The sequence below is a fragment of the Chryseobacterium sp. JV558 genome, assembly GCF_033712365.1.
In the GTDB taxonomy this organism is placed as follows: Bacteria; Bacteroidota; Bacteroidia; order Flavobacteriales; family Weeksellaceae; genus Chryseobacterium.
The window spans coordinates 64,319-78,028 of the sequence record NZ_WJHU01000004.1 but is presented as its reverse complement, the minus strand read 5'-3'; the positions used below and the strand labels follow the sequence as shown (position 1 = coordinate 78,028).

The following is a 13,710-nucleotide window of genomic DNA, read 5'->3' as shown; positions in this document are numbered from 1 at the left end:
TTTTATTTAAAATATATAAGTTTTGTACAGAGTTTTATTATGAATGTTGTATGATATGTTTCGTTTTGTTGAATTTATGATAATGATGTATTTGTCATTAAGATGATTAAAGAAGAGAAGCTGAAACAGTCTTTGGATAATATTTTCAATAAGCTCCCCAAAATAACTTTTAAATAAATCTATGAAAAAAAGAATTTTATTCGTTTGTGCGTTAGCATCTTGTTTTACGGTTTTCAATGCTCAGAGATGGGAATCTGTCTCTCAAAAAACCTCGCAGATAAGAAGAGGAGTAGAAGTACAGTATTCTTACAGAGTAGATCTGAAATCTCTTAGAGAGATGCTGAAAAATGCTGAAGAAACAGGGAAAAATGCACGCCCTGTTATTATTTCTTTACCAACAGTAGAAGGAAAGATTGAAAAATTTGCGGTCTATAGCAATCCTGTAATGGATAAATCAATTGTAGACAGATATCAGTTGGGATCATATGTGGGAATTGGTGTAGATGATTCTTCTAAATATTTAAGATTCAGTACATCACCGAATGATATGCAGTCTATGATCATTAAAGACGGTGTATTCCAGTTTATTGAGCCTATAAGCGCAGATAAACAGACTTATGGTGTCTTTTATAAAACAAAGAATGAAGGAGAACATGGCTTTAAATGTGACACAGGAGAACATGATTTTAAGGATATTAATAAGTTGGTAGCAAACGGTAAAAAAATGCTTTCCGGAGTGGGAATTGCCAGCAGACCCACAAATACAAAATACAGAGATTTTAGAATGGCATTGTCTGTTACAGGAGAATACAGCCAATATCAATTAACAGCTGCAGGAACTCCAGCCAATGCTACCAACGATGTAAAGAAAGGAGTGGTGCTGGCAGCTATGAATAATACAATGACCCGCATAAATGGTGTTTTTGAACGTGATTTTGGCGCTCATCTTACTGTGCAGAATCTTCCAGATATCATCTATCTTGATCCGGCTACAGATCCTTACACAGGTAATTTAAATCTTCAGTTGCAGCAGACACTTACTTCTGTGGTAGGAAATGCCAACTATGATATTGGGCATGTTCTTAATCAAAATGCCGAAAGGAGTGGAAATGCAGGTGGAATTGGGATTGTCTGTATAGATCCGGCAACTAACACTGAAATAAAAAAAGGTTCTGCTTATACACAAGGGCCTATTCCTGTAGGCGACGTTTTCGACTTTACAGCAGCTCATGAAATGGGGCATCAGCTGGGAGCTAATCACACGTTTTCAAATACTTCCGTCACAGATGCCAATCAAGGAGCCAATGTAGAACCAGGAGGAGGAACAACCATTATGGGATATGCAGGGATTACCTATGATAATGTGCAGGCTAATGCAGATGGGTATTTTCATTACAAGTCAATTGATCAGGTACTGACTAATTTAGAGAATAAACTTAACTGTGGAACATCTCAAAATATTACTAATAATACAGCTCCGGCAATTAATCCATTGTCAGCTTATAATATTCCTAAAGGAACGGCTTATTATCTTGAGGCTTCTGCTGCAGATGCTGAAAATGATGCTGTAAACTATACATGGGAGCAAAATGATTCCACTGATGAATTTTCTACAATTTCAGGAGATAGCGGATGGGGGTATAATCCTAAAGGAGCCTTAACAAGATCAATTCCTGGTACACCAAGTGGAACAAGATATTTTCCTAAGCTGCAGACTGTGATGAACGGATCTCTTACAGATAAGCAGGGATGGGAAACAGTATCATATATTCCCCGAACGTTAAATTATGCAGTAACAGCAAGAGACCAAAATGCACAACGCCCAATGGTTTCAAGTTCAACAACTACAGTGACGGTAGGAAATGACGGGCCATTCAAATTCAATGGGCTTACTGCATCTTCAATATTGTACAACAATGCAATGAACACGATTTACTGGGATACAGCAAATACAAATAATGCTCCTTATAATACAGCCAGTGTAAAAATAGATTATACTACAGATAACGGAGTATCATGGACAAATCTTGTAGCGGCAACCCCTAATACAGGAAGTTATAGCGCTCAAATGCCAGGTAATCTAACTGGAGCTGTAAAGTTAAGAGTATCAGCTGTAGGTAATATATTTTATGCCGTATCTCCTGCAATTACTATTGGTAATGCCCCTACATCTAATACATCAGCTCCTACAGGTGTTTCTGCTATAAATACTGAGATTTTCAAAACAACGGCAAGGGTATCTTGGAACAGTGTTCCAGGGGCTACCTATTCTGTTAATTACAGAAAAACAGGAACGGTAAACTGGTCTAATGCTGTAAGCCAGGCCAATTCTGTAGTGCTGAACAATTTAGAAGACGAAACAAATTATGAAGTACAGGTGGCGGCTGTAGTCAATTCAGTTCCTGGAACCTTCTCTAATAATTATACATTTAAAACAAAAGGATTAAAGACAGGAGTTGATTACTGCTTTTTAAATTCCGGTTCGCCTTATTTAGGGGCCATCTTAAAAATTACAGTTGCAAATATTGATTACAGTGATCTTACAGCAAGATCTTATAAAGATTTAAGCGAAGATCCTTCCAAGATTGTTAATTTGATGCAAGGCAGTACATATACGCTTACACCAAGAGTCGGAAACCTGCTGCAAAACGGAATGCCGGTTAATGTATCCGCCTGGATTGATTATAACAGAAACGGAGTGTTTGAAGCCACAGAAAGAGTAGGACAGACTTCAGCAACAATAAATACAGGGAATGTGGGATTGAACAGCTTTAACTTTTTAGTTCCGGCAAACACTTATTCTGGAGATAAAACATTAATGATGAGAGTAGTGGCTAAATTCGCGACCAGTGCATTAAATAGCGCATGTGGTGAACTGGCAAGCCAGGCGGGAGGTATTATGGATCTTCCTGTGAAAATTACTGCTGGGGCGCTTGCTGTGAGAGAATCAGCAGATACAAAATCTTCGGAAGTAACTATTTACCCTAATCCTGCAGATACATTTGTAGAAGTGAAAAACCTTAAAGGTAAAGCGGATTACAAAATCTACAGTGCGGACGGAAGATTAGTTCAGGAAGGTAGAATCGAAGGAAAAATCAACGTTGCCTCTTTGGTGAAAGGAATGTATGTGATCACTATAAAAGATGATAAGAATACTTATAATACTAAGTTAATCAAGAAATAACACAAATGAATCTCCGCATCAGGATCTAAAAAAGCGGAGAGAAAAAAGATTTATTTAATTAAAAAAGGCTGTCTCTGGTTGAGGCAGCCTTTTGTTTATGATGAAGTCAGATGACCATTAAAAAAATCCAGCATGGTTGCCAATGACTTTTCAGAATGCATCCGTTCTCCGTTTTCAAGGGATTCCTGTGTGGCAATGGCTGCTCTTTCACGCATATGATGTTCATAGCTGGAAATCGCTTCCTGTAATGTGCTGTAACTGTTATTCGTTAAATATTCACTCACTTCAAGGGCGTCCAGCATAGCCATATTAGCACCTTCTCCTGCAAATGGTGGCATTACATGAGCAGCATCGCCTATCAGAGTTAGATTGGACTGTGTTTCCCAGGTCTGATCTGAAGGCATAGAGTAGATCAGTCGTGGAATAAACGGAGTTATGGCATTTGCAAACAATTCATCCCAGATAGGGCTCCATTCAGCATATTCTGTTTTGAACCATTGTAGCATCTGTGTGTGATCAGAAAAATCAAGACCGCTGTTCTCAGGCCAGTTTTCATCTGATTTAAAGCTTGCATAAAATCCAAGGTCTCCGTTGCCTTTCTGGCCAAGCAGAATATTTTTGGTATTTCCAAAGGCCATTATTTTTCCTCCTTTAATCATAGCATCGATTTGAGGTGCCGCTTCTTTTGAAACATTTCCTTCAAGCATGATAATTCCGGAATAAATAGGTTTAATATCAGTAAGATAAGGCCGTATTTTAGAATTGGCCCCATCACCTGCAATAACAAGATCTGCATATTCTGAAGTTCCGTTTTTAAAATGTAAAAGCCATCCTTCATTCTGAGGTTCCATCGTAAGAAAATGACTGTCCCAGACTACAGTTTCAGGATGTAATGATTCTAAAAGCATATTTCTTAGAGGTCCGCGGTCTATTTCAGGACGGAAATGTTCCTCACCAAAATCTTCTTCAGGTTTCGTCTCATGATCATTGAAAAATATTTCTGCCTGCTCATTGACAATCAGTGTTCTGTCTGCTCCGGGGCGGAAAGCTTTTTTAAATTCCTCCAGCAGTTCTGCTTTACGTATGGCTGCCAACCCCGAATCTTCATGCATATCAAGAGGAGAGCCCTGTACCCGTGCATTTTTATTGACATCTCTTTCATACACTTTTACATCTGCGCCTTTCAATTGTAAAAGTCTTGCCAGCGTAAGTCCTGCGGGACCGCCACCAACGATTGCTATTGATTTGTTTTCTATCAGCATTTTTAGTTTAAATTTTACAATGCAAATTTATTTTCCTTTCAACACGGATAATAGTACAAATCGGTCGTTTTTATTTTTGGATAATTCTTTGGGAGCAACTCCTGAAAATTTTTTCACTTCTTTGATGAAATGGTTTTGATCTGTGTAATTAAGTTCGGGAAAGAGCTTTCCCTGTGCAATATGTTCCAATGAAGCCCTGAAACGCAAAATCGTAGAGTAGGCTTTTAATGATAAGCCTAGCTGTTTGGTAAAATAACGGTTGATCTGCCTGCTGCTCCAGCCTGTTTTTTCAGAAAGTTGCTGTACACTCATTTCCCCTTTTGAGGTATATAATAATTCAAAAAGTCTGTGTTTTCTTTCATCCATCTTTTTGGACAGCAGCTCCTTTATCCTTTGAGTTGCTTTTAAGCAACATGTATCAAAATCCTGTAAATCATCAGCTTTAAAATCCCAGAAATCAGGAGAAAGTTCTTTTCCTATATTTAATAAATCGGCGATAGATGTGTTTAAAATATATTCAACAGCGATGGGTTTGAAACTGACAACAAAAGCAGTCATATGAGGAGCGATATATCTTTGCTCTGGATAAGTTTCCAGCCCTAGAAGGGTCACATGAAAAGGTTCTGAATCCGACTGTGAGAAGAACAAATCAACTCTTCCATCAGGAATAATCACAACTTCTTTAGGTTCACCCGAAAGGTTTTGAAACGTTCCCAGATTTTCAACAAAATCAGCGATCTCTTTATCAGGTTCTATGAAGTTATAATAGAAATTGTTGTCCATAATTATGCTTGCAGAAAGATGCTTTTAAAGAAGAAAATTACAAAATTTGGAATAGACTGCAAAGTTATAGATGCATTCAGGTTACGGTTTTCCGTAAGTTGTGTCTGTTTTTTTTATTTAATATTGCTGGATAAAAACCTCAACCATGGCAATTTTATTGATTATTATTTTGTTTATACTGATGCTTTATGCATTCAATAAATCAGGGAAGTTTAAAAAAGAATCACTGAGGAAAGATACTCAGATTACCAATTTTAAAAAGGAGAATAATGAGTTGAAAATGGAGATTTCCAAATTACAGCTTGATAAGATGACTCTCAACCAAAAAATAGCTGAACTGATGCGATATAATGATGCGTTACGAAAGTATCAGGACATTATTGATATTAAGGTTGAATGTGATTATCTTCTTAAAAAAGCCGAAAGGGATAGTTTGAGATTAAGAGAAAAGGCTGGACAAGAACTTTCTAATGCTCAACTTGAGGCTCGCGAGCTCCGCAGGAATGTAAAGGAAAATACTGAGAAAAAAAACAGAGAGATAGAATTACTGTACGAAAATGCTGTAAATGAAGCTAAGCGTATTGTAGATAATGCTGAAGCGAGAGCAGAATCAATAGGTGGTGATGCTTATAGAAGTTTGAGAGAGTCTGACCAGATTGCGGACAGAATAAAAGCAATGAAAAATGTCATTGAGGGTTATGGTAATGAATATTTGGTTCCAACTTATACCTTATTGGATGAACTGGCAGAAGATTTCAGTCATAAGGAAGCTGGTGATAATCTTAAAAAGCTTCGACAGAACAATAAACTTATGATTGTTAGCAGACAGGCGGGTATCTGTGATTATATGGATGAGGTAAGAAGAAATACAGCTGTCGACTTTGTTATTGATGCTTATAATGGAAAGGTAGATTCTATTCTAGCTTCCGTAAAGAAAGATAATTTTGGCATATTGAAACAAAAGATGGACGATGCGTTTCAATTGGTGAATTTTAATGGACAAGCTTTTAGAAATGCTAGAATATCAGAGGTTTATCATAGCGCAAGGATTGAAGAATTAAAATGGGCTGTAGTTGCTCAGGAACTGAAATGGCAGGAACAGGAAGAGCAAAGACAGATTCGTGAGCAGATTCGTGAAGAAGAAAGAGCGCGTAAGGAATATGAAAAAGCGATCAAGGAAGCTGAAAAGGAGGAACAAACTTTATTAAGACTCATTGAGAAAGCTGAATCTCAGGTAGCAAGAGCAAATGAGGAACAAAAAGTACTTTTTCAGCAGCAACTGGAAGAATTGCAACAAAAACTTACACAAGCGGAAGAGAAAAATCAAAGAGCTATCTCCATGGCTCAGCAAACCAGAACCGGAAATGTTTATATTATTTCGAATATCGGTTCATTTGGAGAGCATGTTTATAAAATTGGTATGACCAGACGTCTTGATCCTCTTGACCGTGTTCGTGAGTTGGGGGATGCAAGTGTTCCTTTTGAATTTGATGTTCATGCTATGATTTATGCTGAAGATGCTCCAGCTTTAGAAAAACAGCTTCATAAAAAGTTCATAAAAAGTCAGTTGAATAAAATTAACCCAAGAAAGGAATTTTTTAAATTAAATATTCATGATGTCAGAAATTATCTAGATTCTATGGGGATTGGTTGTAAATGGACACTGGCAGCAGAGGCAAAACAATATCGCGAAACATTAAAACTTGAAGAAGATATGAAAACTAATAAACAGCTGGAAGCAGAGTGGGAACAATATCAAGAGGTTACAGACCCTGTTACTTATGATGAAGTCATGTCTGAAGAATAATCATATTATTAATTCTGTAAAGAACCTTAAAAAATTATCTAACCTTTAAACTTTAATGTTTAAAGGTTTTTCTTTTCGTAAAATGAAACACTTATAAAAATTCCCCTTCTTTGGAGGTAGCGAAAATTCAAAGAATTTTTGACGGGGTGGTTTATTAGCCAAATTTTCAGGAATTATAACTATTTTCGAAGTACCTAAATAGGGTTATCTATATTTAATGAATAAATCATCACTTAACACCTACTTTCATTCCCTGTTCAGCATCAAAGTGGAAGTGGTTGAAAAGATCACAGAAAAATTTATCCGTTTTGAATTAAAAGGGAATACTGTTTTGCTGGATAAAGATGCGATAAGTACCAAAACATACTTTCTGGAAAAAGGCTATGTCCGCTCGTATATACTGAATGAAGATAATGAGGAGATTACAACCAATATTTATAAAGCTCCGTGCTTTGTGAATGATTTTCTGTCTTTCTTTAAGCACCAGCCAACCAAAGAAATATACCAGACGGTGACTGACTGTGTTTTTTGGGAAACAGGATTGGAAAATGTACAGGATAATTTCCATAATATTCCTGAATTCAGAGAATTCAGCCGTCTTCTTTTTGTTCTTAATTACTATAATATTCATGACAGGCTGATAGAAATGGCAAGTCAGAAAGCTTCTACAAGATATTTCAATCTGATGAAGAAAGATCCTGATATTTTTCAGCATGTTCCTTTGAAGATAATCGCTTCTTATCTGGGAATCAAAGACAGTTCTCTGAGCCGGATCAGAAGGGATATTCATAAACTTTAATTTCTTTGCATTTGTCAAGTGATATTTCAGAGATCATCTCTGATATTTGCTAAAAATAATTTCATGAACAAAAAACATATTGTCGTTGTAGGATTAGGTGGAGTAGGCGGTTATTTTGGTTTTAAAATAAATCAGACCAATGAAACTTCAGGAAAATATACTGTTTCTTTTGTTGCCCGGGGAGAAACTTATGAGAAAGTAAAAGAAAACGGACTGACTCTGCTATCTCCCGAACATTCCAATACCCAAACACATCCTAATGCTGTTGAAGAGAACATCAGTGATATTCAAAATCCTGATCTGGTGCTGATTTGTGTAAAAGAATATGATCTTGAAAATGTGTGTAAGCAGCTGCTTCCGGTTATTAATAAAAATACTATACTGCTTCCGATGATGAACGGAGCAGATATCTATGACAGAATACGTAAAATAATTCCTGATCATACCGTTCTTCCAACCTGCATCTATGTAGCTTCCCATATTAAAGAAAGAGGGATTGTGGAGCATAAAGGAAAAGCCGGAAAAATGATTGTGGGAAGAGATCCTGAGCATTTTTCTACGCCTGTAGAATGGATTACGGATCTTTTGAGTGAAAGTAAAATAGATTTTGATTTTAAAGACAATTCATTAACGGATATCTGGACGAAATTTATTTTTATCGCCAGTTTCGGATTGGTCACAGCTAAACATAATTCATCTATTGGGACAGTGTGTACAGATGAACAGCAAAAGCATGAAGCGACCGAAATTATGAAAGAGATAAAGCAGATTGCTGATAAAAAAGAAATCTACCTTCAGGAAGATATCATTGATAAAACCTTTGAAAAAGCGTCTACATTTCCTTTTGAAACCCCGACTTCTTTACAGCTTGATATTCATTCAGGAAAAAAAGATAATGAGCTGGAATTATTTGCTGGAGCTGTTTTAAAATATGGAACCGAACTTGGTATTAAGACTCCTTTTATTCAAAAAATTTATAGGGAGATTAAAGAAAAATAGGCTTGGGCTGAAACCGGATGAAAAAATAATAAAAAGGCGGGTTGAAACCCGCCTCTATTGAAATTAAATATAAAAGATAGAAATTTTTATTCATTCTATAGTTGATCATCTCTCGTACAATTTTTTAAGCATTGTGCATAAATTTCTGCCGATCCAATAATACCTCATCCGTTTCGCGATGATCAGGATCATCTACACAACAGTCTACCGGGCATACAGCCTTGCACTGAGGCTCCTCATGAAAACCTTTGCATTCTGTGCATTTTCCGGATACGATATAGTAAACATCATCTAAAACCGCCCGATTGTATGTGTCAGCATCAGCTTCCGTACCGTCAGGGAACGTTATATGACCTTCAAGTTTTGTTTTATCTTTCCAGCGCCAGTCGATGGCTCCTTCGTAAATGGCTGAGTTGGGACATTCAGGTTCGCAGGCCCCACAGTTGATACAGGCATCCGTTATTTTTATAGCCATATTATATATGTTTAGAGGGTTTTAAAAAGGGATTTCTTCAACGTTGAACGGTTCGGAAATCCCTGCTAAACTTAATTACAGCAGTTCAACACTGTTCTTTTGAAAATAAGCAGCATAAAGTGTGCTAATTTTTATTTTTTAATCATTAATCTGCAGCAATTTCTATGAGAAGTCCTCGCAACTGCTTTATAAAAGGTATCAGGAGATTAATCTTTTGACTTTGTGAATGTTGAAGGATTCAGGCTTTCTATTTTTTTAGACGTTGCAATGCTGATAAGTTTATCGAACTTACCGGAATAAAGTTCCGAAATTGCAGTTGAATGCTCAGTATCAAATAATGATGATCTCACAATAGGAACACTGAATGGTAATGGCCACGCTCTTAATGACTTGGCGATAGAATCCATGGTGTTGATTCCCTGCATAGCCTGAAGACCATCTGCCCAGCATACCAGCCCGACAGTTTTATCCGTAAGATAAGGCTCGTACCTGTTGGCGGTCACTTCAAGCCAGTCCAGGCAGTTTTTCATCACTCCCGGAATACTTCCATGATAAAGCGGAGCAAGCCAGATATGCAGATCAGCATCAGTGAACATCTGGGTCATGCGTTCTGCTGCCAAAGGAGTTTTGGTAAGCGTGACATCGAACAACGGAATGCCAGAATCTGCGAGGGTGAAAATATCAGTCTGAATTCCCAGCATTTTCAGACGTTCTGAAAAATAATTGGAAATCAGTCCCGAAGTAGATGGTGTTCTTCTTTCCAGAGATCCGTTGAATATGATTGCTTTCATTTTTTTATTGTTTAAAAATTACTTTGGGTAATCCGATCTCGCCATACATCAGTGTTTTAACCAATGGTTTCAGAAGCCCTGCAGCTAATAAATAGAGGGCAGGATCATGATAGGTACTCGCCCGGACAACTACTTTCTGATTTCGATACTGTTTCAGATCCGCATAGATGAGACGGCGTTTCCACAGATCGAGCAGAACCGTTTCGGCATTGTTTAAATCTACATAAGAAGCATAAGGAGATAGTTTTTCCATGATCAGCATATAGGCCCAGGGCGGGATAATGGCATCCGTAGAACAGATAATTCCTACTGCTTTTTCGTTATAGACAGAAAAATCCACCGCAGCAATTGATTCTTTAAACTCTTTCTCCTTGACAATCATTCCCATGAAGAGATGATCTTTGATATCCAGTTCTACAATTTCCGTTTTTGGTTTGTAATCTGAAAGATCAAGGGCGATAATACCTGAAGCTTTTGCTTTATTGATAAAATTTTCCTCAGTCATAGTTTGTTTGTAATAAGTGTTAATTATCTTACTTTTGACAAAGCCTCTTCATATTTTCTCTCTACAGAAGACCAATCCAGAACAGACCAGAAAGCATCCAGATAATCTACCCTTTTATTCTGATAGTTCAGGTAATAAGCATGTTCCCACACATCTATTCCAAGAATTGGGAAACCTCTGTTCATCGAAAGAACATCCATCATCGGATTATCCTGATTAGGGGTAGAACTGATGGCCAGTGATCCGTTGAATTTTACAAAAAGCCATACCCATCCGGACCCGAATTGTGATAAACCTGTTTTTTTCATTTCTGCTTTAAGGTTCTCAAGGTTTCCAAAAGTTGCAGTAAGAGCATCATTAAGTGAACCTTCGGGAGTAAGTTTGGGTTGTGGAGAAAGAATTTCCCAGAATAAAGAATGATTGTAATGCCCGCCACCATTATTTCTTACAGCAGGGCTGTATTCACTTATCCTTTGCAATAAAGAATCAAGATCAGGGTTGGTTTCATTGGTTTGTGCCAGGGCTGCGTTCAGATTATCAACATAGGCCTGGTGATGGCGCTGATGGTGAATCGTCATTGTTTCTTTATCTATAAAAGGTTCCAAAGCATCATAAGCATAAGGTAACTGAGGTAATGTAAATGGGTTCATCGTATTTATTTTTTTAATTATTGTTTCACAAAGGTAAAAATATATTTCAATAAAACAACTTAATGGTTGTTTTATGTATTTTGCACTTTGAAAAGATAATGAGCTGTAAATGTATTGTTTATCCAGTATTTTTGGAGGTTATAGAAAATGACTATATTTGTTGTTGAAAAATAAAACAACCTAAATATTGTCAAATGAAGAAGCCGGCTGCGGATCGCATTCTGATGTTTTTAAAGATGAGAGGTGAAGTTACCTCCCTTCTTATTGCTGAAGAATTGTCGATTACCAAAGAAGGGGCAAGAAAACATTTATTGAATCTTGCTCAGGAAGGATTGATTCGGTCTTCGGTGAAGAGCGAAGGAGTGGGACGTCCCTCTACTTACTATACGCTTACAGAGAAAGGATTGGCTCAGTTTCCTGATACCCATGCAGATGTGACGGTTCAGATTCTGAAATCAGTAAAAAATCTTTTGGGTGAAAACGCTTTGGAGTTATTAATCAGTGACCGTGAGAAGAATACTCACGAACGGTATGAAAAAGTGCTTTCTAAGGCAAAATCTCTGGAACAGCGCCTTGAATCTCTGGCAAAAGTACGTAGTGAAGAAGGATATATGGCAGAATGGAAAAAAGAAGGAAAAGACTATTTTCTGATTGAAAGCCATTGTCCGATATGTGCTGCCGCAACAGAATGTCAAGGGTTCTGCCGTGCCGAATTATCCAATTTCCAGTCGCTGATAGGGAAAGAATACACGGTTGAAAGAGTAGACCATATTATCTCCGGCGGGCATCGCTGTGTTTATAAAATCAGCCAGTAACATTTATAATTTATTATTCGGAAGATGGCTTTAAAAGCAGTAATATTTGACATGGATGGAGTTCTGATCGATTCAGAAAAATTCTGGACTCAGGCAGAGCTTGATGTATTTTCATCTTATGGAGTGCAGGTCACAGAAGATCTTGCCGCACAAACTAAATATATGACCACTCAGGAAGTGACAGAATTCTGGTATGAAAGATTTCCCTGGGAAAATTTTGATACATCCGATCTGGAAAATAAAGTGGTTTCAAAAGTGATTGAACTGATACAAAACCAAGACTGTACAATGTCTGGTGTACAGGAGTTTATCAGATATCTTAAGCATAAAGAATACAAAATAGGACTGGCGACTAACGCTCCTTTGCGTGTGGCAAATATTGTCCTGGAAAAACTTCAGGTTCGTGATTTGTTTGATACCGTTCATTCATCCGAATTTGAAACTCAGGGAAAACCTCACCCTGCAGTATATCTTACGTCTGCAAAAAATCTAGGCGTTTCTCCTGAACACTGCATTGCTATTGAAGACAGCCACTCAGGATTAAAAGCAGCAAAAGAAGCAGGAATGCAGACCATTGTTTTTACCAATGATAATGAAAGCATTGATTCTGATCTTGCTGACTTTAAAATATTGAACTTTAACAGCACTTTGCTGCCGGTGTTTAGTGAATAAGTTGATAATAGTGAATGGTGAATAGTGAATTCGCTTCGCTGTGAGTTTTAATGTGCTGTAAAAATTGACTATTGACTGCGTAGCAAATTAACTATTGAAACACAATCATTAATAGTGAATCCGCTTCGCTGTAAATTTTAATGTGCTGTAAAAATTGACTATTGACTGCGCAGCAAATTGACTATTGACACAATCCCCGAATCACGAATCACAAACCCAGCAACCCGCACCTCAATACCTCATCAAAATCTCCATCAGCAGCAGAATAGAAACCAGTTTTTTAGACGACTGATATTCCGGATTCAGTTGCTCGCGGATTTCCCCCAAAGCTTTGCTTAATTTATTACTTACCGTCTTATTGCTCAGTCCCAATGCTTCAGCAGTTTCATTAACGGACATATTTTTCCGAATCCTCATATCGTATACCTGCTGCTCCGTGGAAGGAAGCCGGGCTACCACTTCATCAATCATTGATAATAAAGTATTGATCTCATTTTCCTCAAGAATTTCAAAATAGTCTGTATCCGATATCTCCAATTCACTGGGAATATCAAACTCGTCAATACTCAGCGTGGGAGGGGCTTTTTTATAACTGTTATAAAAGTCAAGGATACGGTAATGAAGATGGCGGAGAAGGTAGCCTTTTGCACTTTCGGAATCATCAGTTTGTATCGTATCAGTATTCTCAAGAATCTTTACCCATAGGTTCTGAAGGATTTCTTCAGCAATTTCTTTATCCCGGGTCCGTACAAAGACAAAACTATATAGACTATCCCAGTATCGGTCATACAGCAGCATAAATGCAGGACGGTCGCCTGATTTTATTTTCTTTAATAATGTATAGTCAGTTGGGCTCATATTGTTGATGCAAAATTACCTAAAGGAAAATTAACTTTTTGTGAACTTTGGGGATGGTAAGATTAAATATTTCTGAAAAACGGGGTCGAAATAGCGGGTTAATGTTGAGT

The 13,710-nt window shown here is 37.4% G+C and carries 13 protein-coding genes; 6 read left to right on the top strand and 7 right to left on the bottom strand.

From position 1 onward, the window contains the following. Window positions 1-181 precede the first annotated feature (181 nt). Complete coding sequence (locus GFU89_RS14790; protein WP_318847862.1) at window positions 182-3,184, top strand: reprolysin-like metallopeptidase; 3,003 nt, start codon at window positions 182-184, stop codon at window positions 3,182-3,184. A 95-nt stretch (window positions 3,185-3,279) separates the two neighbouring features. Here the strand turns inward: GFU89_RS14790 and GFU89_RS14785 are convergent, their stop codons facing one another. Next, window positions 3,280-4,446, bottom strand: coding sequence for an NAD(P)/FAD-dependent oxidoreductase (locus tag GFU89_RS14785; RefSeq protein ID WP_318847861.1), 1,167 nt, complete (start codon window positions 4,444-4,446; stop codon window positions 3,280-3,282). A gap of 27 nt (window positions 4,447-4,473) precedes the next feature. Then, a complete protein-coding gene (locus GFU89_RS14780) occupies window positions 4,474-5,229 on the bottom strand; it encodes an AraC family transcriptional regulator (RefSeq protein ID WP_318847860.1) in 756 nt (251 codons plus the stop codon). Between the two features lie 145 nt (window positions 5,230-5,374). Here GFU89_RS14780 and GFU89_RS14775 point away from each other — a divergent pair, with 145 nt between their 5' ends. The 3 genes from GFU89_RS14775 to GFU89_RS14765 all read left to right on the top strand — a co-directional run bounded on the left by GFU89_RS14775 (window position 5,375) and on the right by GFU89_RS14765 (window position 8,834). After that, window positions 5,375-7,036 carry a GIY-YIG nuclease family protein gene (locus tag GFU89_RS14775; RefSeq protein ID WP_318847859.1) on the top strand — a complete coding sequence of 554 codons (1,662 nt, stop codon included), beginning with the start codon at window positions 5,375-5,377 and terminating at the stop codon, window positions 7,034-7,036. Between the two features lie 217 nt (window positions 7,037-7,253). Further along, complete coding sequence (locus GFU89_RS14770) at window positions 7,254-7,835, top strand: Crp/Fnr family transcriptional regulator (RefSeq protein WP_318847858.1); 582 nt, start codon at window positions 7,254-7,256, stop codon at window positions 7,833-7,835. Window positions 7,836-7,898: 63 nt separating this feature from the next. Then, window positions 7,899-8,834 carry a 2-dehydropantoate 2-reductase gene (locus GFU89_RS14765; RefSeq protein WP_318847857.1) on the top strand — a complete coding sequence of 312 codons (936 nt, stop codon included), beginning with the start codon at window positions 7,899-7,901 and terminating at the stop codon, window positions 8,832-8,834. A 124-nt stretch (window positions 8,835-8,958) separates the two neighbouring features. Here the strand turns inward: GFU89_RS14765 and GFU89_RS14760 are convergent, their stop codons facing one another. The 4 genes from GFU89_RS14760 to GFU89_RS14745 all read right to left on the bottom strand — a co-directional run bounded on the left by GFU89_RS14760 (window position 8,959) and on the right by GFU89_RS14745 (window position 11,255). Continuing rightward, a complete protein-coding gene (locus GFU89_RS14760) occupies window positions 8,959-9,309 on the bottom strand; it encodes a 4Fe-4S dicluster domain-containing protein (RefSeq protein ID WP_318847856.1) in 351 nt (116 codons plus the stop codon). A 206-nt stretch (window positions 9,310-9,515) separates the two neighbouring features. After that, window positions 9,516-10,100: an NAD(P)H-dependent oxidoreductase gene (locus GFU89_RS14755; protein WP_318847855.1), complete on the bottom strand. Its 585-nt coding sequence runs from the start codon at window positions 10,098-10,100 to the stop codon at window positions 9,516-9,518. A gap of 4 nt (window positions 10,101-10,104) precedes the next feature. Next, window positions 10,105-10,605, bottom strand: coding sequence for a DUF2480 family protein (locus GFU89_RS14750; protein WP_318847854.1), 501 nt, complete (start codon window positions 10,603-10,605; stop codon window positions 10,105-10,107). Window positions 10,606-10,628: 23 nt separating this feature from the next. Next, entirely contained in the window at window positions 10,629-11,255 is a 627-nt protein-coding gene (locus GFU89_RS14745; RefSeq protein ID WP_318847853.1) for a superoxide dismutase, read from the bottom strand. 194 nt (window positions 11,256-11,449) lie between these two features. Between GFU89_RS14745 and GFU89_RS14740 the strand changes: the two genes are divergently transcribed. Both GFU89_RS14740 and hxpB read left to right on the top strand, forming a co-directional pair. Beyond that, a complete protein-coding gene (locus GFU89_RS14740; protein ID WP_318847852.1) occupies window positions 11,450-12,070 on the top strand; it encodes a metalloregulator ArsR/SmtB family transcription factor in 621 nt (206 codons plus the stop codon). A 24-nt stretch (window positions 12,071-12,094) separates the two neighbouring features. Next, complete coding sequence (hxpB, locus tag GFU89_RS14735; RefSeq protein ID WP_318847851.1) at window positions 12,095-12,742, top strand: hexitol phosphatase HxpB; 648 nt, start codon at window positions 12,095-12,097, stop codon at window positions 12,740-12,742. A 231-nt stretch (window positions 12,743-12,973) separates the two neighbouring features. Here hxpB and GFU89_RS14730 read toward each other — a convergent pair whose 3' ends face one another. After that, the gene (locus GFU89_RS14730; RefSeq protein WP_318847850.1) at window positions 12,974-13,600 is read right to left on the bottom strand and encodes an RNA polymerase sigma factor; all 627 of its coding nucleotides are present in this window, start codon (window positions 13,598-13,600) and stop codon (window positions 12,974-12,976) included. Window positions 13,601-13,710: the final 110 nt, after the last annotated feature.